We start from the raw sequence: 22286 nt of genomic DNA, 5'->3' as shown, positions 1-22286 counted from the left end.
CCGCAGCTCTGGGCGTCGTCGGCGGGCGGTCGCGGGCCTGAGGCCCGGATTGGGCTGGCCGTCGCCGAGTCCGCACGATGGCGGCACTCGTACCTCTGGTCAGCTCTGGTCACTCTGGTCAGGCCCTATGGCCCAGCCGGAGGCGCAGGGCCGCCGCCCGGCGGCCTCCTCTTCTCCCTCGGCCGCGACTGTGGCTGTCGCCCCGCGCGTCGACCTCGCGGCAAGCGGCCGACGGCCCAGAGGGCCGCCGCCATGAGGGCGACCGCCGCCAGCAGGGCAGCTTTCGTAGGCGTCCCTGCGGCCTCCGAGGCGTGCACCGCCTCGGGCCTGGCGGTATTAGCGCGGCCCGGCGGGAGGGGGACGCCGAAGATCGGGAGCAGGCGCGGGTGGCCGCCGTGGAGCATCGACGGAGGAAGCAGCGACAGCGGGTTCAGGTACTCCTTTCCGCGGCGTAGGCCCCAGTGGAGGCAGGGTCCGCGGCAGTGGAAGGGGCCGCGCTGGAGCACGGCGACCGGCTGGCCGGCCTTGACGGGCGTGCCCTTCCGTACCGTCGAGCGCACCGGCTCGTAGGTGGTGCGCAAGGGAGGACGGCCGGAGCGGGGGAGTTCGATGGTGAGGACTCCCCGGCCGGCGACTGTCCCGGCGAAGGTCACCTTGCCCGGGGCCGCTGCGCGGACCGGCACCCCGGAGGCTGCCGAGAGGTCCACTCCGCGATGCCCGGCCGCCCACGGCGACGGAGGTGGGTCCCACCCCCGCACCACCATGGGCTGCAAGCCCGCCGGTCCGTTGATCGGCCAGGCTCGGTCCGTCGGTCGTGGGGCGGGCGTCGACGGGGGGCCGTCCTCAGCGACGCGTTCGGCCGGCTCCACAGCTCCGCCCGTGGCGCCGCTCTTCGCATGGACAAGAGCGGGGGCGGCGGATGCGCGGCCCAACCCCACCTCCACCCCCATTCCGGGCCTCGCCACCACGAGCGCAGCGCCCACCGCTATGACTGCCCAGACGCTTTGCCCGCGCGCGGGAAAGAAGAAGCTGGCCCCATAACGGGTGAGTTCCAGAGCTCGTGCGCACCCCTTCGTCGGCGTGTATGGACCGGGGAGAGACGGTGGTGTGGTGCCCCGTCGCGGCGACCAGGCGCCCGCTATCCGAGGCGGCCACGCGCCCGGTAAAGGGTGGAAGTCGACGTGAAGGTCCCCCGTGCCGGTCCGGGTGTCTTCCGAGCCGCTCCCGCGGCCTCGTCCTCCGGATCCGCGGATGGCCGTAGCCGTAGCCGTAGCTGCGGCCGTGGTCGTGGTCGTGGTCGTGGCCGTGGTCGTCGTGGTGGTGGTGCTTGAGCTGGAGTTTCGTTGCATGTGTCGACGGTGGCGTACTCCGCCGTTGCGTGTGGATCTTGGGTCGTTGCTGTGGAAAACCTGCCGGCTGTGGACAACGGTGTCACTCGCCCGGGGCGCGAAAAGGTGCGTGTCGCCCAGTGCATCCGCTGTCCCGTACACTTCTTGTGGCGATCCGGGTCACCGGGTCGACTTCGCACGCCCCGCCATCAGTGCACCAGTCCCTCTTGGGCAGCACGGTGGCCGCGCTCCTCGGTCCTCGGAAGGTTCCGCAAGGTTCCCTCCTCGGCAGGCGCGTAGGGGCGTCAGGCACCGCGGCCGACCGGCCGTAGTGGAACCGAGTACAACAAGGAGTACGGCCATGGCCGTCGTCACGATGCGGGAGCTGCTGGAGAGCGGCGTCCACTTCGGGCACCAGACCCGGCGCTGGAACCCGAAGATGAAGCGCTTCATCTTCACCGAGCGCAACGGCATCTACATCATCGACCTGCTCCAGTCGCTGTCGTACATCGACCGCGCCTACGAGTTCGTCAAGGAGACCGTCGCCCACGGCGGCTCGGTCATGTTCGTCGGCACGAAGAAGCAGGCCCAGGAGGCCATTGCCGAGCAGGCGACCCGCGTGGGCATGCCCTACGTGAACCAGCGCTGGCTCGGCGGCATGCTGACCAACTTCTCGACCGTCTACAAGCGCCTGCAGCGCCTGAAGGAGCTCGAGCAGATCGACTTCGAGGATGTGGCCGCCTCCGGCCTCACCAAGAAGGAGCTCCTCGTCCTCTCCCGCGAGAAGGCCAAGCTGGAGAAGACCCTCGGCGGTATCCGCGAGATGCAGAAGGTGCCCAGCGCCGTCTGGATCGTGGACACCAAGAAGGAGCACATCGCCGTCGGCGAGGCGCGCAAGCTCAACATCCCGGTCGTCGCGATCCTCGACACCAACTGTGACCCCGACGAGGTCGACTACAAGATCCCGGGCAACGACGACGCGATCCGCTCCGTCACCCTGCTCACCCGCGTGATCGCCGACGCCGTCGCCGAGGGCCTCATCGCCCGTTCCGGTGCCGCCACCGGCGACCAGAAGCCCGGCGAGAAGGCTGCCGCCGAGCCGCTGGCCGAGTGGGAGCGCGACCTGCTCGAGGGCGAGAAGAAGGCCGACTCCGAGGACGCCGCCGAGAAGCCCGCCGAGGCCCCCGCCGCCGAGGCGCCGGCTGCCGAGGCCGCCCCGGCCGCCGAGGCCGAGAAGCCGGCCGCGGACGCCGAGCAGGCCTGACCTCAGTACAGGTTGATGACGGCGGGGGCCGGCGCCACGAGCGCCGCCCCCGCCGTCCACCCGTAGATCTTTCGACTGTCGAGATTTCGAGAAGAGATTCACAGACCATGGCGAACTACACCGCCGCTGACGTCAAGAAGCTCCGCGAGCTCACCGGCGCCGGCATGATGGACTGCAAGAAGGCCCTGGACGAGGCCGAGGGCAGCGTGGACAAGGCCGTCGAGGCGCTGCGCATCAAGGGTCAGAAGGGCGTCGCCAAGCGCGAGGGCCGCTCCGCCGAGAACGGCGCCGTGGTCTCCCTGATCGCCGACGACAACACCTCGGGTGTCATTGTCGAGCTGAAGTGCGAGACGGACTTCGTCGCCAAGGGTGAGAAGTTCCAGGCCGTCGCCAACGAGATCGCCGCGCACGTCGCGAAGACCTCTCCGGCCGACCTCGAGACGCTGCTCGCGTCCGAGATCGAGGCCGGCAAGACCGTCCAGGCGTTCGTCGACGAGGCCAACGCCACGCTGGGCGAGAAGATCGTCCTGGACCGCTTCGCGCAGTTCTCCGACGGCTACGTGCTGGCGTACATGCACCGCACCATGCCCGACCTTCCGCCGCAGATCGGTGTCCTTGTCGAGCTCGACAAGGAGAACGCCGAGGTCGCCAAGGGCGTCGCGCAGCACATCGCCGCCTTCGCCCCGAAGTACCTCGCCAAGGACGACGTCCCGGCCGAGGTCGTCGAGGCCGAGCGCCGTGTCGCCGAGGAGACCACGCGTGCGGAGGGCAAGCCCGAGGCTGCCCTGCCGAAGATCGTCGAGGGTCGCGTCAACGGCTTCTTCAAGGAGGCGACGCTGCTCGGCCAGCCGTACGCGCTCGACAACAAGAAGTCCGTCGAGAAGATCCTCCAGGAGGCCGGTGTCACCCTGAAGCGCTTCTCGCGCATCAAGGTCGGCTTCTGAGCCTGCCGGAAGGCAGCGAATGACCTGCGACCCCGCTAGGGTCGTACGCAGTCGGCCGCTCACCGGCCGGCCGCAGATGTGACGAGGAGGCCATTGCCGCACAGGGATCTGACCCAGACCCACGGCAATGGCCTTCTTCGTATGTGCACGAGGAGAGCTCAATGAATCACGGTGCCGATGGCGCGGACACGGACAAAGCCGTTCACGGCGGCAGGCAACGCTTCCTGCTGAAGCTGTCGGGCGAGGCATTCGCCGGCGGCGGCGGACTGGGCGTCGACCCCGACGTCGTGCACGCCATGGCCCGCGAGATCGCCGCCGTGGTGCGCGAGGGATACGAGATCGCCATCGTGATCGGCGGCGGCAACTTCTTCCGCGGCGCCGAACTCCAGCAGCGCGGCATGGACCGGGCACGCTCCGACTACATGGGCATGCTCGGCACAGTCATGAACTGCCTGGCCCTCCAGGACTTCCTGGAGAAGGAGGGCATCGACTCCCGCGTCCAGACCGCCATCACCATGGGCCAGGTCGCGGAGCCGTACATCCCCCTGCGCGCGGTGCGCCACCTCGAGAAGGGCCGGGTCGTCATCTTCGGCGCCGGTATGGGCATGCCGTACTTCTCCACCGACACCACCGCCGCCCAGCGCGCCCTGGAGATCGACGCAGAGGCCATGCTGATGGGCAAGAACGGTGTGGACGGGGTCTACGACTCCGACCCCAAGAAGAACCCGGACGCGGTCAAGTTCGACGCCCTCGAATACGGCGAGGTCATCACCCGCGACCTGAAGATCGCCGATGCCACCGCCATCACCCTGTGCCGCGACAACAAGCTCCCGATCCTCGTCTTCGAACTGCTCGCCGAGGGCAACATCGCGCGCGCGGTGAAGGGTGAGAAGATCGGCACGCTCGTCAGCGATCAGGGCACCCGGGCCTGACGGCCCCAACTGCCGAGACTCCGTACGGGCATCGGCCTGTACGGGCGGCAACTCCCGGCCGGGGGAAGACCCGGGTACGGGGATGGACAACCGCCTGCCGGTCGGACACCGTGCAGGAGAAGACGCGCGGCAGGGGCGAGGCTCTGCTTCTTACCGAAAAGACCAGGAGCAAGTGGTGATCGAAGAGATCCTCCTCGAGGCCGAGGAGAAGATGGAGAAGGCCGTCGTGGTCGCCAAGGAGGACTTCGCCGCGATTCGCACCGGGCGTGCGCACCCGGCGATGTTCAACAAGATCGTGGCGGACTACTACGGCGCCATGACGCCGATCAACCAGTTGGCGTCGTTCTCGGTGCCCGAACCGCGGATGGCCGTGGTGACCCCGTTCGACAAGAGCGCGATGCGCAACATCGAGCAGGCCATCCGCGACTCCGACCTCGGCGTCAACCCGAGCAACGACGGCAACATCATCCGTGTGACGTTCCCCGAACTCACCGAGGAGCGTCGCCGGGAGTACATCAAGGTCGCCAAGACCAAGGGCGAGGACGCGAAGATCTCGATTCGCAGCGTGCGCCGCAAGGCCAAGGAAACCCTCGACAAGCTCGTCAAGGACAAGGAGTCCGGCGAGGACGAGGTGCGCCGCGCGGAGAAGGAGCTCGACGACACCACCGCGAAGTACGTCGCGCAGGTGGACGAGCTGCTCAAGCACAAGGAATCCGAGCTCCTCGAGGTCTGATGAACGAGTCATCCTGGGGGGCCCCGCCCGGCGCCGGTCGCTGGGGACCACCCGATCAGGGCCCGGCCGCCGCACTGCGCGGGGCGGCGCCCCCCGCCCCGGCGGGTCCCGTGCACGACGCGGGCGACGCGGCGCAGACTCGGCCCATGCCCATCGTGCCCGACGCAGGCGGACACCAGGACGACGACCGGGACCCCCGGGACATCCGGGACGACCGGGATCACCGGGACGACCGGGGGGCTGCTCGGCTGAGCGGCCCCCTGTTCCGCGACGAAAAGCCGCAGGAGCCCATGCCCACCTCTTTCCCCGGTCCTCCCGGGCCCGAGAGCCCGCAGGACCGAGAGAAGCCGCAGAAGAAGAGCGCGGGCCGCAATCTGCGTGCCGCGATAGGGGTCGGTGTCGGCCTCGGAGTGGTCATCGCCGCCTCCCTCTTCGTCTACAAGCCCCTGTTCATCGGCGTGATAGCGATCGCCGTGGTCGTGGGCCTGTGGGAGCTGACCTCGCGGCTCGCGGAGCGCAAGGACATCCGCGTACCGCTGGTGCCGCTCGCGATCGGCGGCACCGCCATGGTGATCGCCGGGTATGTGCGGGGCGCCGAGGGCGCGTGGGTGGCGATGTCGCTCACCGCGCTGGCCGTCCTGGTCTGGCGGATGACCGACGCGCCCGAGAACTACCTGCGGGACGTCACCGCCGGAATCTTCGCGGCGTTCTACGTGCCCTTCCTCGCGACGTTCGTGGCCCTGATGCTCGCCGCCGAGGACGACGGCCCGCAGCGGGTGCTGACGTTCCTGCTGCTGACGGTCGTCAGCGACACCGGCGCGTACGCGGTCGGCTGGCGCTTCGGCAAGACCAAGCTCGCGCCGCGCATCAGCCCCGGCAAGACCCGCGAGGGACTCCTCGGCGCGGTGGCCTTCGCGATGGTCGCGGGTGCGCTGTGCATGGAGTTCCTGATCCAGGAAGGTGCCTGGTGGCAGGGCCTGCTGCTCGGCCTCGCGGTCGCGGTCAGCGCCACTCTCGGCGATCTCGGTGAATCCATGATCAAGCGTGATCTCGGGATCAAGGACATGGGCACCCTGCTGCCGGGCCACGGCGGCATCATGGACCGCCTCGACTCCTTGCTGCCGACCGCCCCGGTCGTCTGGCTCCTGTTCGTCATCTTCGTGGGCGCCGGCTGACGCGACGGACAGGACAACCGGCACGCAGCCGGAAGCGGCTGGAGAGCAGCTGTGGAGAAACCGCCCGGGCGACAACGCCGGGCGGTTTCTCGTTGTCCGGGGCACGGCTCGCTTTCCGCGGAGGGAATTGCCTCGGGCGGCGGTGGTGCGGAACGCAGTGGGGGAATTCGGCAGAGAGGTTCGGCTACTGGAGCGGCGTATGCAAAGGGTTGTGTGCGGGCCGCTCCGGGCTGTCCGAGGCTGACCCAAGGGCGCAAAAAGGCCGACTGGCGAGGGCCGCCGCGGAACTGCGCCGCCCCCCGTCACGGCAGTCGATCTGCGACACTTGTAGGTGAATGCCGGCACCGCGGGGCTGATAGCAGCGGTAGGCATCAGCCTCGCCGATCACGGTGAACCGGCCCAGTCGGACGAGAGCCGGACGCCGCCCTACGAGCGCTGTTGCGGCAGGCCACGAGAGCAGTGCGGCTCGCCAGGTGCCTTCTCTCCCAGAGGGACACGAAGCCCGCACCGCGTTCGACCCTGGTATCCACAGCGGTACCCGAAGCGATCCGGCGGCTCGATCTCACCAACATGTGGGAGGCACCCGATGCCCTTCATCGACATCAAGGTGATCGCGGGAGTGTTCACGCCCGAAGAGAAGCAGAAGATGGTCAAGGACGTCTCCGAGGCGTTGATCGCCATCGAAGGCGAGGCAATGCGACCGGTGACACATGTCGCGATCACCGAAACGCCGAGCGGCGAATGGGCAGTCGGTGGTCAGGCTCTGACGGCCGCAGACGTACAGGCAAAGAGGGCCGGCTAGCCCAGCTTGTACGTGTCTTCGAGTTCCGTCGGTCGCCAGGCAGCAGGGCGTCCGTGACCTGGAGGGCCGGCCCTGAGACATCGCGGGCGACGATGAACACGCTCAGTGCCACCTCACCCATGGAAAGCGTCGGCAGTCCGGCCTCTTCCCTGCTCGGCAGGCGAGCCGAGACGCGCTCGGTGACATGGGCGGCGTCATCGGCGGCAGATCGGAGGACAGGGCGCCGGGACGGTCGTATCGGCGACCTTGGGCCGGGCGACGCCGGGCGCCAACGACAGAGCGCCACCGGAGGTGACCGGGCCCACCCCGCCGTGGCCTGGGCCGCCGTGGACGATCTGCCACACTGGACGGACCATGCCTGCACCCGGAGAACTCACCTTTGTCGCGCCGCGAGGGGCCAAGAAGCCGCCGCGGCACCTTGCCGATCTTGAACCTGCCGAGCGCCGTGAGGTGGTCGCCGCGATCGGTGAGAAGCCGTTTCGTGCCAAGCAGCTGTCGCAGCACTACTTCGCCCGCTACGCGCACGACCCGGCGCAGTGGACCGACATTCCGGCGGCGGCGCGCGAGAAGCTGGCGGCGGAGCTGCTGCCGGACCTGATGAACGTGGTGCGGCACATCTCGTGCGACAACGACACCACCCGCAAGACGCTGTGGAAGCTGCACGACGGCACGCTCGTCGAGTCCGTGCTGATGCGCTACCCGGACCGGGTCACCATGTGCATCTCCTCGCAGGCCGGCTGCGGCATGAACTGCCCGTTCTGCGCCACCGGCCAGGCGGGGCTGGACCGCAACCTCTCGACCGCCGAGATCGTCCACCAGATCGTCGACGGGATGCGGGCGCTGCGCGACGGCGAGGTGCCGGGCGGCCCGGCGCGGCTCTCCAACATCGTCTTCATGGGGATGGGCGAGCCGCTGGCCAACTACAAGCGGGTGGTCGGCGCCATCAGGCGGCTGACGGACCCCGAGCCGGACGGGCTGGGGCTGTCCCAGCGGGGTATCACCGTCTCCACCGTCGGCCTGGTGCCGGCGATGCTGCGGTTCGCCGACGAGGGGTTCAAGTGCCGGCTCGCGGTGTCGCTGCACGCCCCGGACGATGAGCTGCGGGACGAACTGGTGCCCGTCAACACCCGCTGGAAGGTCCGCGAGGTGCTGGACGCGGCCTGGGAGTACGCGGAGAAGTCCGGGCGGCGCATCTCCATCGAGTACGCGCTGATCCGGGACATCAACGACCAGGCGTGGCGCGGTGACCTGCTGGGACGACTGCTCAAGGGCAAGCGCGTCCATGTCAACCTGATCCCGCTGAACCCGACGCCCGGCTCGAAGTGGACCGCCTCGCGGCCCGAGGACGAGCGCGCCTTCGTCCAGGCCATCGAGGCGCACGGCGTCCCGGTGACCGTCCGGGACACCCGCGGCCAGGAGATCGACGGGGCCTGCGGGCAGCTCGCGGCCTCGGAACGCTGACCGCTCGCTGGTACCGTGTGATCGAACAAATGCACATTCCGACAGGGGAGCGCCACAGCGCTGAGAGTGCGGACGCGTCGTAGTCATACGGTGCCCGCAGACCCTTGAACCTCGCCCGGGTCATTCCGGGTAGGAAGTTCGGTCGTCACTCATGCTGTTGCGCCCCGCCCCGGTCCGTGCGCGGTACGTCCTTCGACGTCCCCGGCGGTGGACCCCGGGCGGGGCCGCGTCTCTTCCTGGCCAGCCAGGAGGAAATCAGTGAGCACCACCAGCAAGGTCATCGCGACCGCCCTCGCCGCCGCGGTCGGTATGACCGCCCTCGCCGCATGCGGCGGCTCGGGCGGCGGGAGCGAAGCGGACGCCAAGACCGTGACGCTCGTCAGCCACGACTCCTTCAATGTGTCGAAGTCGGTGCTCGCCGACTTCGAGAAGAAGAGCGGCTACAAGGTCAAGATGCTCAAGGGCGGCGATGCCGGCAAGGCCGTCAACCAGGCGATCCTGTCCAAGGGCAACCCGCAGGGCGATGTGTTCTTCGGCATCGACAACACCCTGCTCTCGCGCGGTCTGGACGAGGGCATCTTCAGCCCGTACAAGGCCAAGGGCCTGGACAGCGTCCCGGGCGAGCTCCAGCTCGACAAGGCCGAGCACCGCGTCACCCCTCTCGACTACGGCGACACCTGCGTCAACTACGACCGCGCCTACTTCGAGAAGCACAAGATCGCGCCGCCGAAGAGCTTCGACGACCTGATCAAGCCCGAGTACAAGGGGCTGCTCCTGACGGAGAACTCCGCGACGTCCTCGCCCGGCCTCGCCTTCCAGCTCGGCACCATCGCGAAGTACGGCGCCGACGGCTGGCAGGACTACTGGAAGAAGCTCAAGGCCAACGGCGTCGAGGTCGTCGACGGCTGGGAGCAGGCGTACTACGAGCGGTTCACGGGCTCCGCCGCCGCCAAGGGCAAGGGCGACAAGCCGCTGGTGGTCTCCTACGCGTCCAGCCCGCCGGCCGAGGTGCTCGGCAAGAAGCCGCAGCCCGATCAGGCGCCGACCGGCGTCGCGACCGGCACCTGCTTCCGCCAGATCGAGTTCGGCGGCCTGCTCAAGGGCGCGCCGAACGAGAAGGGCGGCAAGGCGCTGCTGGACTTCCTGCTGAGCAAGCAGTTCCAGGAGGACGTGCCGCTGCAGATGTTCGTCAACCCGGCCCGCAAGGACGCCGAGCTGCCGGAGCTGTTCACCAAGTACGGCGCGACGATCGACAAGCCGGCGACGCTCGCCCCGGAGAAGATCACCGAGAACCGCGAACAGTGGATCAAGCAGTGGTCCTCGCTCGTTCTGAAGTAGCCCGCGGCCGGCGCGGGAACGCCGCGCGGGGAACGGCGGTGCGGCTCGGTCTGATGGCCCTGCCGCTCGCCTTCTTCGCGCTGTTCTTCGCCTACCCCGTCGTCTCGATCGTCGGACGGGGGCTGAAGGACGGCGGGCAGTGGCAGCTTTCCCGGATCGGCGAGGTGCTCGGCGACCCGGACCTGCTGCACGTCCTGTGGTTCACCGTCTGGCAGGCAGCCGCCTCCACCGCGCTGACGCTGCTGATCGCGCTGCCCGGCGCGTATGTCTTCGCGCGCTTCGACTTCCCCGGCAAACAGCTGCTGCGGGCGGTGGTGATGGTGCCGTTCGTGCTGCCGACCGTGGTCGTCGGCTCGGCGTTCCTCGCGCTGGTCGGGCACGGCGGCCTGCTGGACGACCTGTGGGGCGTACGGCTGGACACCTCGGTGTGGGCGATCCTGCTGGCGCACGTCTTCTTCAACTACGCGGTGGTGGTACGGACCGTCGGCGGCCTGTGGGGGCAGCTCGACCCCCGTCAGGAAGAGGCCGCACGGGTGCTGGGCGCCGGACGGTTCGCGGCCTGGCGGCGGGTGACGCTGCCCGCGCTGGGGCCGGCCGTCGCGGCGGCGGCCCTGATGGTCTTCCTCTTCACCTTCACCTCCTTCGGCGTGGTGCAGATCCTGGGCGGGCCCACCTTCTCGACACTGGAGGTGGAGATCTACCGGCAGACCGCCGACTTCCTGGACCTGCCGACCGCGGCCGTCCTGACCATGCTCCAGTTCGCCGCGGTCCTCGGCCTGCTGGCGCTGCACGCCTGGACCGTGCGCCGCCGGGAGTCCGCCCTGCGGCTCGTCGACGCGTCGCAGACCGCGCGGCGGCCGCGCGGCGCCGGACAGTGGGCGCTGCTGTGGAGCACGCTCGCCGTCATCGCCGTCCTGCTCATCGCTCCGCTGCTGGTGCTCGCGGAGCGCTCGTTCGCCGGCCCTGACGGCTACAGCACGGTCTTCTACGAGACGCTGCGCTCGGCCGCAACCGCCGACAGCACCTTCGCCGTCGCCCCTCTCGAAGCGCTGTGGAATTCCCTCGGCTACGCGGCCGTCGCGACGCTGATCGCGCTGGTGATCGGCGGTCTGGCGGCGGCCGCTCTCACCCTGCCCGCCTCGCGCGGCCGGGCCGCGGGCAAGGCCCCCACGGCCGGCCGGCTCGTCCGCGGGTTCGACGCGCTGCTGATGCTGCCGCTCGGGGTCTCGGCGGTGACCGTCGGCTTCGGCTTCCTGATCACGCTCGACAGGCCACCGCTTGACCTGCGTGCCTCGTGGTGGCTGGTGCCGCTCGCCCAGGCGCTGGTCGGGGTGCCGTTCGTGGTCCGGACGATGCTGCCCGTCCTGCGGGCGGTGGACGGCCGGCTGCGGGAGGCCGCAGCGGTGCTCGGCGCCTCCCCCTGGCGGGTGTGGCGCGAGGTGGACCTGCCGATGGTGCGGCGGGCGCTGCTGATCGCCGCCGGCTTCGCTTTCGCCGTGTCGCTCGGCGAGTTCGGGGCCACGGTCTTCATCGCGCGACCCGACCAGCCGACGCTGCCGGTGGCCGTCGCACGCCTGCTGGGGCGGGCCGGCGAGCAGAACTACGGGCAGGCGATGGCCCTGTCGACCATCTTGATGGTGGTGTGCGCCGCCGCCCTGCTGGCCCTGGAGCGCCTCCGCCCCCGGCCCCGCACGGGCGCGGCCGGGGGAACCGCCGATCACACCGGGGAGTTCTAGATGAGCGCACAGGACCTGACCACCGGTCAGGAGTTGCTGCGACTGGGCGGGGTGACCGTCCGGTTCGACACCTCCGGTGGACGGCCCGCACTGGACGCGGTGGATCTGGACGTCGCCGCGCACGAGATCGTGTGCGTCCTGGGGCCGAGCGGCAGTGGGAAGTCGACCCTGCTGCGGGTCGTCGCCGGACTGCAACAGGCCGACGCGGGGCGGGTGTTGCTGGAGGGGCGGGACCAGGCGGGAGTGCCCACGCACCGGCGCGGGGTCGGCATGATGTTCCAGGACCACCAGCTCTTCCCCCAGCGCGACGTCGCGGGCAATGTCGCCTTCGGGCTGCGGATGCGGCGTGCCTCGCGCGCCGACCAGGAACGTACGGTCGCCGAACTGCTGGAACTCGTCGGCCTGCCGGACGCCCAGCGGCGCGCCGTGGCGTCCCTGTCCGGCGGCGAACAGCAGCGCGTCGCCCTGGCCCGCGCGCTCGCCCCACGCCCCCAGCTGCTGATGCTCGACGAGCCGCTCGGGCAGCTCGACCGCGGGCTGCGTGAGCGCCTGGTCGTCGAACTGCGGCGACTCTTCCAGGAGTTGGGGACAACCGTGCTGGCCGTCACGCACGACCAGGGCGAGGCGTTCGCGCTCGCCGACCGGGTCGTGGTGATGCAGGACGGGCGCATCGCGCAGACCGGTACGCCGCTGGAGGTCTGGCAGCGGCCCGCCACCGCCTTCGTCGCCCGCTTCCTCGGCTTCGACAACGTGGTCGACGCGACGGTGCAGGGCGAGGCCGCCGCCACCCCCTGGGGCAAGGTGCCGGTTCCGGACGGCACCCCGGACGGACCGTGCCGCCTTCTCGTCCGCCCGGCCGGGGTGCGGCTGACCCCCGCCGAGGAGGGCCTGCCCTGCACGGTCACCGCCCGGACCTTCCGCGGCACCCATGTCGCGCTGCTGCTCCAGCCGGCCGGCGGGCCCACGCTGGAGGCGGCGTGCGCGCTCCGGGACGCGCCGGAGAGCGGGGAACGGGTGGGCGTCGCCTTCGCGGCGGAGGACGTCGTGGTCCTGGACGCCTCGGCGGAGTAGGGGAGAGGCGGGAGAGCTGATTTCCGGTCCGGCTGCGATGCCGGGCTTCCGGGTGGCTCCTCCTCGTGTCGTTTCTTACGCGGGGCCGGTCCGGTCGCCGGCCAAGGAGGGAGCGGGCCGGCCGTCCTGCCCGGACCCGGCCTCAGCGCCGTCCCCGGCTTCCGCTGCCGGTGCGGGGCCGCCGACCTGCGGCGGACCGCCCGCACCCGTCACCGCGGCCGTTCCCGCCGCTTCGTCCCCGGTCACCGAGCCCGCGTCGGCCTCCGGCTCCCCGAACCAGGCGACCGCGACGGCGCCTGCCACCGCCACCACGAAGCCGAGGACGGCGACCCAGGCGAAGCCCGGGCGGGAGGCGTCCCCCAGCCACAGCACGCCCAGGATGCCGGGCACCACGGTCTCCCCGACCACGAGTGCCGCGGTGGCGCCGTTCACCGAACCGATCTGCAGGGCGACGGTGTGCAGATACATGCCGCCGATGCCCGCGACGAGGATCGCGTACAGGGCCGGGTCCGCGAGGAGTGAGGACAGCCGGAAGGGATCCACGCCGTTCAGCACCCGGACGCCGACGCCGAGCGCGCCGAAGCCCAGGCCGGACAGGAGGCCGGCGAGGATCGCGGCCCGGCTGCCGAGCAGGCGCACCAGCAGCGTGCCGCCGCCGATGAGCACGACGGAGGCGGCCAGCAGCCACCAGTGGGTGGCGAGCGAGGCGTCGCCGCCGCCCTCGGACCCCGCTGCCGTGGCGAGCAGCACCAGAGCGGAGCAGACCACGGCGATGGAGGTCCACTCCGCCCGGCTGAGCCGGATGCCGAGGAGCTTGATGCCGAGGACCGCCGTGATCACCAGATTGGCGCTGATCACGGTCTGGGACAGGAACAGCGGCAGCAGCCGGGCGGCCAGCGCCCCGAGCGCGAAGCCGACGAAGTCCAGCACCGTGCCCACCATGAACTCCCAGGTCACGGCAGCCTTCGCGGTGGACGACAGGCTGGGGCCGCCGTGCTGCGTGACGCCGCTGCCGGACGCGGCAGCCGCCTCCTGGCGGGCGGATCGCCGCGACCCCACCGCCTGCAGGACCGAACCCGTGCCGTAGCAGGCAGACGCCGCCACGGCCGTCAGAAGGCCGATGATCACCAAGAACTCCGTTCGCGTGCTGCCCGCAGGTCCACTGCCTGCACGACCTTTTCCGCACCTGGTCAGGCAGACGTGCATTCCGGGACGTGCGTTGCCTCGGCGGGCAAAAGATCGGCCGGACGGGTGAGGAAGCCGGGCCACGAGCCGCCGGTCGCGACCGGGGCGGTCAGGAAACCGCCGCCGACAGCCTGGCCAACGCCTCCGGAGCCTCGTCCACGGAGTCCACCAGGGCGATCCGGGACGCCATCGGGCGGCCCTCAGCGAGCGCCTGGAGCAACGGCCAGGTGGGCAGCCGCTCGGTCCAGTGCTCGCGGTCGACCAGCACCATCGGGGTCGGCTCACCCCGCGAGCCGTAGAAGTTGGGGGTGGCGTTGTCGAAGATCTCCTGCACGGTGCCGGCGGCACCCGGCAGGAACACCACACCGGCGTTGGAATGCGCCAGCAGCCCGTCCTCGCGCACCGCGTTGACGAAGTACTTCGCGATGTGCGACGCGAAGGCGTTCGGCGGCTCGTGGCCGTAGAACCAGGTGGGGATGCCGATCGAGGTGCCCCCGCCCGGCCGGCTCCGGCGCACCGCGAAGGCGGCCCGCGCCCAATCGGTGACCGAAGGCGTGAAGTGCGGGACCGTGCCCAGCAGTTCCAGCGCCGAGTCGAGCATGCCGTCCTCGAACGGAGCGGCGTACGCACCGAGGTTCGCGGCCTCCATCGCGCCCGGGCCGCCGCCCGTCGCCACCGTCAGGCCACCCCGGGAGAGCTCGCGGGCGAGGCGGGCCGCGCCCGCGTAGGCGGCGGAGTCCCGCTCCAGCGCGTGGCCGCCCATGATGCCCACCACGCGGGCACCGGCGAGCTGTTCGTGCAGGGCGTCGGAAATGGCGTCGTCGTGGACGCTGCGCAGCATGGAGGCGAAGACGTCGCCGTCCGACCTGGTCCGCCGGTACCAGTCGTAGGCGCGGGCGTCGGGAGTGGCCTCGTACCCCTCGTCGACAAGGCCATCGAAGAGCTCGTCCGCGCCGTACAGCGAGCCGCGGTACGGATCGAACGGCAGGCCCGGTATGGGCGGGAAGACCAGGGCGCCGCCGGCGCGCACCTTCGCGGCGGCGTCCGGCTCCATCGCACAGCCGAGGAAGACCGCGTCGGTGGTGTCCGTGCTCAGCAGCGCGAAGCCACGGCCCGTCAGATCCAGTGACTGGACGCGGTATCCGGCGAGACTTCCCGAGGCGACGACCCGGTCGAACTCCGCGAGGGACTCGATCTCGATGTCGTGGTCGTGGGCGTGGCGGGGCGCGGGGGACTCTGCATTCGAGGACACGCCCGTCATCGTAGGCGGGCGGTGATCGCGTCGGGGGTGGCGGCCCCTGTGACGGAGGCCGCCCCTACGACGCCGGGGCCGGCGTCCGGACGACGGGCCGCCGCCGTGCCGTCATCGGCCTCGGCCGGGCCCCGGCTCAGTGCACCAGCGGAAGCGTGGCGGTCTCGGCGACGAGCCAGGTCAGGGGGCCGAGCACGATCACCAGCGCCGAGGTGCGCAGTGCCGCGGCGCGATAGAGCACGGAGGCCGGGGCGCCGAGCCGGCGCAGGGCGGCCGTGGTGTGCGCGCGGGCCGCGCGGGACTCGATGGCGGCGGTGAGCGCGCTTGCCGCGGCGCAGGCGAGGACGACGGTCGCGCCGATGGCGGTCAGCGGCCCGAAGGGCGAGGTCGGGGAGGCCTCGTACACCTTCACCGCGGCATACGTGCCGGAGCCGACGGCGCACACCACGCCGAGCGGGCGGCCGATGCGCTGCGACTCCTGCTGGAGCACCCGGCCGGACAGCAGACGCAGACTGCCGGGCCGGCCCGCGCACAGCAGCCGACCGCAGACGTGCACCAGACCGGGGCCCGAGAGCACCAGCCCGCAGGCCGACAGCGCCCAGCCGGCCAGCACGCCCGGGGGGCTGCCGATCAGCCGGCCGGGGAGCGGCAGCAGCCCGCCCGGCGGGACGGCGCCGCGGCTGGCGTACGCCTCGATCGCCAGGCCCGCCGCCGTCAGCGCGATGCCCCACGGGAGCGCGGTCGGGGTGTCCACGCGGGTGCGGTGGTCGCCGTGGCGGGGGTCCCCCCCGGCGCGGGGGCGGAGCGAGAAGGCGGTCGCGCCGGCCGCGGTCAGCGGTACGAGCGCCAGCAGCATCAGCACGCCGACGAGCGGCACCGGGTGGCCGGCGCCCAGCAGGTCGGCGTCGAGGGCGGTGGTGGGTGACCCGCCGAGGTCGCCGCGGAGCCGGAAGAAGACGACCAGGGACACCAGGACGCCGAGCAGGCAGGTGAGCGCGGTGGAGGACGCGGCGATCAGGGTGAGCCGGAACGGTCCCAGCCCGGCGGCGGCCATACCGCGCTGCAGCCGGGCGGCCGGGTCCGAGCGGGCCACCGACACCGCGAGCTGCGCGGTGGCGGCGAGCGGCGCCGCGCACCACAGCAGCCGCACCAGCGAGTCACCCGCGGTCGTCGGGTGGCCGGCGGCGTGGCCGACGGTGGCCAGCAGAAGGAAGCCCGTACCGGCCGCGGCGGCGGCCACGAAGAGGCGGCGCAGCTGGACGAGCGGGCGGGAGCCGCGCGCTAGACGGAGAGCGAGCACGCTGCCCTGCTTTCCTCGTCGGAGGAGCCGGTGGTGGCCGGGGCGTCGTCCGCCCGGTGGCCGTCGAGGAGCGCGAAGGACCGGTCGGCGAGCGTGGCCGTGTCGGGGTCGTGCGTGGCCAGCAGGACGGTGATCTGGTGCGAGCGGGCGGCGGTGGTGAGGGTGCGCAGGACCTGGGTGCCGTCCGAGTGGTGCAGCGGGGCGGTCGGCTCGTCGGCGAACAGCACCTGGGGCGTGGTGGTCAGGGCGCGGGCGATGGCGACGCGCTGGCGTTGTGACTGGTCGAGCTGGGAGGGGCGGCGGCGGGCGCACATGCCGACGTCGAGGCGGTCCAGCCACTCGAGGGCGGCGTGCTTGGCGCTGCGGTGGCCCGCCCCGCGGAGCAGCAGCGGCAGGGCGGCGTTCTCCCACGCGGTGAGCTCGGGGACGAGGTGTGGTTCGGTGTCGATCCAGCCGAACCGGTCCAGGCGGAGCCGCTCGCGGCTGAGCGAGGAGAGCGAGTGGATGGGGGAGCCGTTGAACCACACCTCGCCCTCGGTGGGGCGGAGTTGACCGGAGAGGCACTTCAGGAGAGTGGTCTTGCCGCATCCGCGTGGTCCGGTCACGGCGAGGATCTCGCCCTCTTGGACGCCGAGGGAGACTCCGGCGAGGGCGGTGGTGCCGCGGTAGCCGTGGTGCAGGCCGCGGGCCCAGAGAACGTCGTTGTCAGGCGGGGCCACCATCTGCGCACCTCTTGCTTGTTCGCGTCGACTCGTTCCCCTGTCCGGGTGAACGACCATGGAGGTTATCGGTCACTGGCACGGTAAGTAGTGGTGACCCCTCGCAATCGTCCCTGGGCACGCACAACGGCTCGAATTCACTCGTATGGCTTTAATTGAGTGAATCCGAGCCGTGCGTATTCAGTTGTGCGCTATCGAACCGGGAGCCGGCGCGAGGATCAGAGCTTGGTCCACGCCTCGGTGAGCACGGTGCGCAGGATCTGCTCGATCTCGTCGAAGACCGACTGGTCGGCGATCAGCGGCGGGGCGAGCTGGATCACCGGGTCGCCGCGGTCGTCGGCGCGGCAGTACAGACCGTTGTCGTACAGCGCCTTGGAGAGGAAGCCGTACAGGACGCGCTCGGTCTCCTCGTCCGTGAAGGACTCCTTGGTGACCTTGTCCTTGACGAGCTCGATGCCGTAGAAGAAGCCGTTGCCGCGGACGTCGCCGACGATCGGCAGGTCGTGCAGCTTCTCCAGGGTGGCCTTGAAGGCGCCCTCGTTGTCGAGGACGTGCTTGTTGAGGCCCTCGCGCTCGAAGATGTCGAGGTTGGCGACACCGACCGCAGCGGAGACCGGGTGGCCACCGAAGGTGTAGCCGTGCAGGAAGGTGTTGTCACCCTTGTAGAACGGCTCGGCCAGGCGGTCGGAGACGATGCAGGCACCGATCGGGGAGTAGCCCGAGGTCATGCCCTTGGCGCAGGTGATCATGTCGGGCACGTAGCCGAACTTGTCACAGGCGAACGTCGTGCCGAGACGGCCGAAGGCGCAGATCGTCTCGTCGGAGACGAGCAGCACGTCGTACTCGTCGCAGATCTCGCGGACCCGCTGGAAGTAGCCGGGCGGCGGCGGGAAGCAGCCACCGGCGTTCTGCACCGGCTCCAGGAAGACGGCCGCGACGGTCTCGGGGCCCTCGAAGAGGATCTGCTGCTCGATCTGGTCGGCGGCCCAGCGGCCGAAGGCCTCGGGGTCGTCGCCGTGGATCGGGGCGCGGTAGATGTTGGTGTTCGGCACCTTGTGCGCGCCGGGGACCAGCGGCTCGAAGGGGGCCTTCAGGGCCGGCAGCCCGGTGATGGACAGGGCGCCCTGCGGGGTGCCGTGGTAGGCCACCGCGCGGGAGATCACCTTGTGCTTCATCGGCTTGCCGGTGAGCTTGAAGTACTGCTTGGCCAGCTTCCAGGCGGTCTCCACGGCCTCGCCGCCACCGGTGGTGAAGAAGACCTTGTTCAGGTCGCCGGGGGCCTCGTTGGCCAGGCGCTCGGCGAGCTCCACGGCCTTGGGGTGCGCGTAGGACCAGATGGGGAAGAAGGCCAGTTCCTGCGCCTGCTTGTAGGCGGTCTCGGCGAGCTCCACCCGTCCGTGGCCGGCGTTGACCACGAAGAGACCGGCAAGGCCGTCGATGTAGCGCTTGCCCTTGTCGTCGTAGATGTTGGTGCCCTCGCCGCGCACGATCGTGGGCACGGGGGCATTCTCGTACGACGACATGCGGGTGAAGTGCATCCACAGGTGGTCGTATGCCGTCTTGGAGAGGTCGGCGCTCATGTCTATCTCGTTCCCCAGGTGTAGGTCTGCTTCCGGAGCTTGAGGTAAACGAAGCTCTCGGTCGTCCGGACGCCGGGCAGCGTGCGGATTCGCTTGTTGATCATTTCGAGCAGGTGATCGTCGTCCTCGCAGACGATCTCGATGAGGAGATCGAAGGAGCCTGCCGTCATGACGACGTACTCGACTTCTTCCATGGTCGTCAGGGCGTCGGCCACGGGATCGAGGTCACCCTCGACGTTGATGCCGACCATTGCCTGCCGTCGGAAACCGACCGTGAGGGGGTCGGTGACCGCGACGATCTGCATCACGCCTTGGTCGAGCAGTTTCTGTACGCGTTGGCGTACCGCCGCCTCGGAGAGGCCGACGGCCTTGCCGATTGCGGCGTACGGACGGCGCCCGTCCTCCTGGAGCTGCTCGATGATCGCCAGGGAGACGGAGTCGATCGACGGGGTGCCGTTTCTGTCACGAGTGGCCACGGCCCTCACTGTGCACGAGCCTCGTCTGTATGGCAACCCCAAACCGATGAAATCAGTTGTCCTGCGATCGAAATTGCACTGATTCCGTTGTTCGGGGGTGGCGGGTGTGTTGAAAACGTCGGATCCATGGCTAGGGTGGGTGTCTCAACCACCGGACATCTGACTGAAGGGGGCGCACAGTGACCACCTCACTGCGTCGTCTGCGCAACTACATCGACGGGGAGTTCCGGGACGCCGCCGACGGGCGGACCACCGAGGTGGTCAACCCGGCGACGGGTGACGCGTACGCCACCGCGCCTCTCTCGGCGGCCGTGGACGTCGACGCGGCCATGGCCGCCGCCGAGGCCGCCTTCCCCGCCTGGCGTGACCTGATCCCGGCCGACCGCCAGAAGGTGCTGCTGAAGATCGCCGACCGCTTCGAGGAGCGGGCGGAGGAACTGATCGCCGCCGAGTCCGAGAACTGCGGCAAGCCGATCGCGCTCGTACGCTCCGAGGAAATCCCGCCGATGGTGGACCAGATCCGCTTCTTCGCGGGTGCCGCCCGGATGCTGGAGGGCCGCTCGTCCGGCGAGTACATGGACGGCTTCACCTCCATCATCCGGCGTGAGCCGATCGGCGTCTGCGCGCAGGTCGCGCCGTGGAACTACCCGATGATGATGGCCGTGTGGAAGTTCGCCCCGGCGCTGGCGGCGGGCAACACCGTCGTCATCAAGCCGTCCGACACCACCCCGGCCTCGACGGTGCTGATCGGCGAGATCATCGGCAGCGTGCTGGACGAACTGGGCCACCCCCGCGGTGTGTTCAACGTCGTCTGCGGCGACCGTGAGACCGGCCGCCTGATGGTCGAGCACCCCGTCCCGGCCATGGCCTCGATCACCGGCTCGGTGCGCGCCGGTATGCAGGTCGCCGAGTCGGCGTCCAAGGACCTCAAGCGGGTCCACCTGGAGCTGGGCGGCAAGGCGCCGGTCGTGGTCTTCGAGGACACCGACATCGCCAAGGCCGTCGAGGACATCAGCGTCGCCGGCTTCTTCAACGCAGGCCAGGACTGTACGGCCGCCACCCGTGTGCTCGTCCAGGAGTCCATCCACGACGAGTTCGTCACCGCGCTGGCCAAGGCCGCCGCGGAGACCAAGACCGGCGCGGTCGACGACGAGGACGTGCTCTACGGCCCGCTGAACAACGCCAACCAGCTGAAGCAGGTCAAGGGCTTCATCGAGCGGCTGCCCGCGCACGCCAAGATCGAGGCCGGTGGCCAGCAGGTCGGCGACAAGGGCTACTTCTTCGCCCCGACCGTCGTCTCGGGCCTCAAGCAGGACGACGAGATCATCCAGCACGAGGTCTTCGGCCCGGTCATCACCGTCCAGTCGTTCTCGGATGAGAAGCAGGCGCTGACCTGGGCCAACGACATCGAGTACGCCCTGGCGTCCTCGGTGTGGACCAAGGACCACGCGCGGGCGATGCGGATGTCCAAGAGCCTGGACTTCGGCTGTGTGTGGATCAACACCCACATCCCGCTGGTCGCCGAGATGCCGCACGGCGGATTCAAGAAGTCCGGCTACGGCAAGGACCTTTCGGCCTACGGCTTCGACGACTACACCCGCATCAAGCACGTGATGACCTCGCTGGACGGCTGATCCGGCAGGATCCAGGGGGATCCGCACCGTCGAGCGGCACGGACCGCTCGACACACCGTCGCGGGCGGAGGCCCGGCAGTTGACGATCTGTCTCTTGCCGCCTCCGCCCGCGTCGCGTGAGAGTGCTCACCATGGCTGATCTTTCGCGGCGTTCGCTGCTAAGAGGCATGGGCACCATCGGTGTGACCGGAGCGCTGGGCGCCATGGCCGGATGCGGGGTGCCGCCCGCGTACATCGAGGCGGGGGCGCGCGCGGGCCGGGACCACTCGGCGCGGGACCGGAAGCTCACCTTCGCCAACTGGCCGCTGTACATCGACGTCGACGACCGCGACACCCAGCTCCGGCCGACCCTGGATACCTTCCGCAGGCGCACCGGGATCTCCGTCACGTACACCGAGGAGATCAACGACAACGACGAGTTCTTCGGGAAGATCAGCCCGGCGCTGATGAACCACCAGCGCACCGGACGCGATCTGATCGTCATCAGCGACTGGATGTGCGCCCGGTTCGTCCGCCTGGGCTGGGTCCAGGAAATGGACCGGGCGGCCCAGCCGCACGTCGCCGAGCACCTCGACCCGCTGCTGCGCTCCCCGCACTTCGACCCCGGCCGGAAACACTCCGTGCCCTGGCAGTCCGGGATCACCGGCATCGCCTACGACCGCAGGAAACTCGGCCGGGAGATCAAGCACACCGCCGACCTGTGGAAGGACGACCTGCGCGGCCGGGTCACGCTGCTCGCCGGACTCGACGAGGCCTTCGCGATGCTCATGCAGGGCGACGGGGTGGACATCACCCGCTGGACGGCCGAGGACTTCCACCGGATGACCGACCGGGTGGGCCGGCTCGTCCACAAGGGGCACATACGGCGCTTCACCGGCAACGACTACATCAAGGACCTGGACTCCGGCGATGTGCTCGCCGCGCAGGCCTACTCCGGCGACGTCATCCAACTCCAGGCGGACAACCCGGACATCGAGTTCGTGGTACCGCAGGAGGGCGCCGAGCTGTGGTCGGAGAGCCTGATGATTCCCGACCTCGCCGACCACAAGCGCAACGCCGAGCAGCTGATCGACCACTACTACCGGCCGGAGGTCGCCGCGGATCTCGCGGCCTGGGTCAACTACGTCTGCCCCGTGCCGGCCGCGCGCGAGATCCTCGCCTCCGCCAAGGACAAGGAACGCGCCGCCCTCGCCGAGGACCCGCTGATCTTTCCCGACGACGCGATGCGCAAGCGGCTGGCCATCGCCCGTGACATCACCTCGGAGGAGCGGATCACCTTCGCGAAGGAATGGAACGCGATCGTCGGGCTGTAAAGGGCGTCCCTGAGGGGGCGTCAAGTGGACGTGCCAGAATCGC

At 70.2% G+C, this 22286-nt stretch carries 19 protein-coding genes and 1 riboswitch; of the genes, 12 read left to right on the top strand and 7 right to left on the bottom strand.

Features of this window, described 5'->3' with window-relative positions; all coding sequences use genetic code 11:
- Window positions 1–125 precede the first annotated feature (125 nt).
- Window positions 126–764, bottom strand: a complete 639-nt coding sequence (locus tag ACGFZW_RS26005; RefSeq protein WP_393895833.1) for a M23 family metallopeptidase — start codon at window positions 762–764, stop codon at window positions 126–128.
- A gap of 925 nt (window positions 765–1689) precedes the next feature.
- Here ACGFZW_RS26005 and rpsB point away from each other — a divergent pair.
- The 10 genes from rpsB to ACGFZW_RS25955 all read left to right on the top strand — a co-directional run bounded on the left by rpsB (window position 1690) and on the right by ACGFZW_RS25955 (window position 12784).
- Window positions 1690–2592, top strand: a complete 903-nt coding sequence (rpsB, locus tag ACGFZW_RS26000; RefSeq protein ID WP_393895636.1) for a 30S ribosomal protein S2 — start codon at window positions 1690–1692, stop codon at window positions 2590–2592.
- 107 nt (window positions 2593–2699) lie between these two features.
- Window positions 2700–3536: a translation elongation factor Ts gene (gene tsf, locus ACGFZW_RS25995; RefSeq protein ID WP_393895635.1), complete on the top strand. Its 837-nt coding sequence runs from the start codon at window positions 2700–2702 to the stop codon at window positions 3534–3536.
- A 161-nt stretch (window positions 3537–3697) separates the two neighbouring features.
- Window positions 3698–4468 carry a UMP kinase gene (gene pyrH / locus ACGFZW_RS25990; protein ID WP_393895634.1) on the top strand — a complete coding sequence of 257 codons (771 nt, stop codon included), beginning with the start codon at window positions 3698–3700 and terminating at the stop codon, window positions 4466–4468.
- A gap of 175 nt (window positions 4469–4643) precedes the next feature.
- Window positions 4644–5201: a ribosome recycling factor gene (gene frr, locus ACGFZW_RS25985; protein WP_393895633.1), complete on the top strand. Its 558-nt coding sequence runs from the start codon at window positions 4644–4646 to the stop codon at window positions 5199–5201.
- Window positions 5201–6376, top strand: coding sequence for a phosphatidate cytidylyltransferase (locus ACGFZW_RS25980; protein WP_393895632.1), 1176 nt, complete (start codon window positions 5201–5203; stop codon window positions 6374–6376). The genes frr and ACGFZW_RS25980 overlap by 1 nt, the downstream gene beginning before the upstream one ends.
- Window positions 6377–6962: 586 nt before the next feature.
- Window positions 6963–7178: a 4-oxalocrotonate tautomerase family protein gene (locus ACGFZW_RS25975; RefSeq protein WP_393895631.1), complete on the top strand. Its 216-nt coding sequence runs from the start codon at window positions 6963–6965 to the stop codon at window positions 7176–7178.
- 354 nt (window positions 7179–7532) lie between these two features.
- Window positions 7533–8639 carry a 23S rRNA (adenine(2503)-C(2))-methyltransferase RlmN gene (gene rlmN, locus ACGFZW_RS25970; protein WP_393895630.1) on the top strand — a complete coding sequence of 369 codons (1107 nt, stop codon included), beginning with the start codon at window positions 7533–7535 and terminating at the stop codon, window positions 8637–8639.
- Between the two features lie 33 nt (window positions 8640–8672).
- Window positions 8673–8793: riboswitch (TPP riboswitch) on the top strand.
- 104 nt (window positions 8794–8897) lie between these two features.
- Entirely contained in the window at window positions 8898–9977 is a 1080-nt protein-coding gene (locus ACGFZW_RS25965; RefSeq protein ID WP_393895629.1) for a thiamine ABC transporter substrate binding subunit, read from the top strand.
- The gene (locus ACGFZW_RS25960) at window positions 9953–11713 is read left to right on the top strand and encodes an ABC transporter permease (protein ID WP_393895628.1); all 1761 of its coding nucleotides are present in this window, start codon (window positions 9953–9955) and stop codon (window positions 11711–11713) included. Before ACGFZW_RS25965 ends, ACGFZW_RS25960 begins: the two co-directional genes overlap by 25 nt.
- Entirely contained in the window at window positions 11714–12784 is a 1071-nt protein-coding gene (locus tag ACGFZW_RS25955) for an ABC transporter ATP-binding protein (protein ID WP_393895627.1), read from the top strand.
- Between the two features lie 75 nt (window positions 12785–12859).
- Here ACGFZW_RS25955 and ACGFZW_RS25950 read toward each other — a convergent pair whose 3' ends face one another.
- The 6 genes from ACGFZW_RS25950 to ACGFZW_RS25925 all read right to left on the bottom strand — a co-directional run bounded on the left by ACGFZW_RS25950 (window position 12860) and on the right by ACGFZW_RS25925 (window position 19296).
- A complete protein-coding gene (locus tag ACGFZW_RS25950; protein ID WP_393895626.1) occupies window positions 12860–13912 on the bottom strand; it encodes a hypothetical protein in 1053 nt (350 codons plus the stop codon).
- Between the two features lie 166 nt (window positions 13913–14078).
- Window positions 14079–15230, bottom strand: coding sequence for an LOG family protein (locus ACGFZW_RS25945; RefSeq protein ID WP_393895625.1), 1152 nt, complete (start codon window positions 15228–15230; stop codon window positions 14079–14081).
- Window positions 15231–15357: 127 nt separating this feature from the next.
- The gene (locus ACGFZW_RS25940) at window positions 15358–16521 is read right to left on the bottom strand and encodes a hypothetical protein (protein WP_393895624.1); all 1164 of its coding nucleotides are present in this window, start codon (window positions 16519–16521) and stop codon (window positions 15358–15360) included.
- A complete protein-coding gene (locus ACGFZW_RS25935) occupies window positions 16503–17243 on the bottom strand; it encodes an ABC transporter ATP-binding protein (RefSeq protein ID WP_393895623.1) in 741 nt (246 codons plus the stop codon). Before ACGFZW_RS25935 ends, ACGFZW_RS25940 begins: the two co-directional genes overlap by 19 nt.
- A gap of 215 nt (window positions 17244–17458) precedes the next feature.
- Entirely contained in the window at window positions 17459–18820 is a 1362-nt protein-coding gene (locus ACGFZW_RS25930; protein WP_393895622.1) for an aspartate aminotransferase family protein, read from the bottom strand.
- A gap of 2 nt (window positions 18821–18822) precedes the next feature.
- Window positions 18823–19296 (bottom strand): Lrp/AsnC family transcriptional regulator, encoded by a 474-nt coding sequence (locus ACGFZW_RS25925; protein WP_052860613.1) that lies wholly within the window; start codon window positions 19294–19296, stop codon window positions 18823–18825.
- Window positions 19297–19475: 179 nt separating this feature from the next.
- On the opposite strand from ACGFZW_RS25925, the gene ACGFZW_RS25920 reads away from it, so the two are divergent.
- Window positions 19476–20930 (top strand): gamma-aminobutyraldehyde dehydrogenase, encoded by a 1455-nt coding sequence (locus ACGFZW_RS25920; protein ID WP_393895621.1) that lies wholly within the window; start codon window positions 19476–19478, stop codon window positions 20928–20930.
- 131 nt (window positions 20931–21061) lie between these two features.
- Complete coding sequence (locus tag ACGFZW_RS25915; protein ID WP_393895620.1) at window positions 21062–22243, top strand: PotD/PotF family extracellular solute-binding protein; 1182 nt, start codon at window positions 21062–21064, stop codon at window positions 22241–22243.
- Window positions 22244–22286 lie beyond the last annotated feature (43 nt).

Origin of the sequence: Streptomyces sp. NPDC048248, from assembly GCF_043201875.1 — a bacterium.
In the GTDB taxonomy this organism is placed as follows: Bacteria; Actinomycetota; Actinomycetes; order Streptomycetales; family Streptomycetaceae; genus Streptomyces.
The sequence above is the reverse complement of the archived record's forward strand: the minus strand, read 5'-3'. Positions and strand labels throughout refer to the sequence as shown.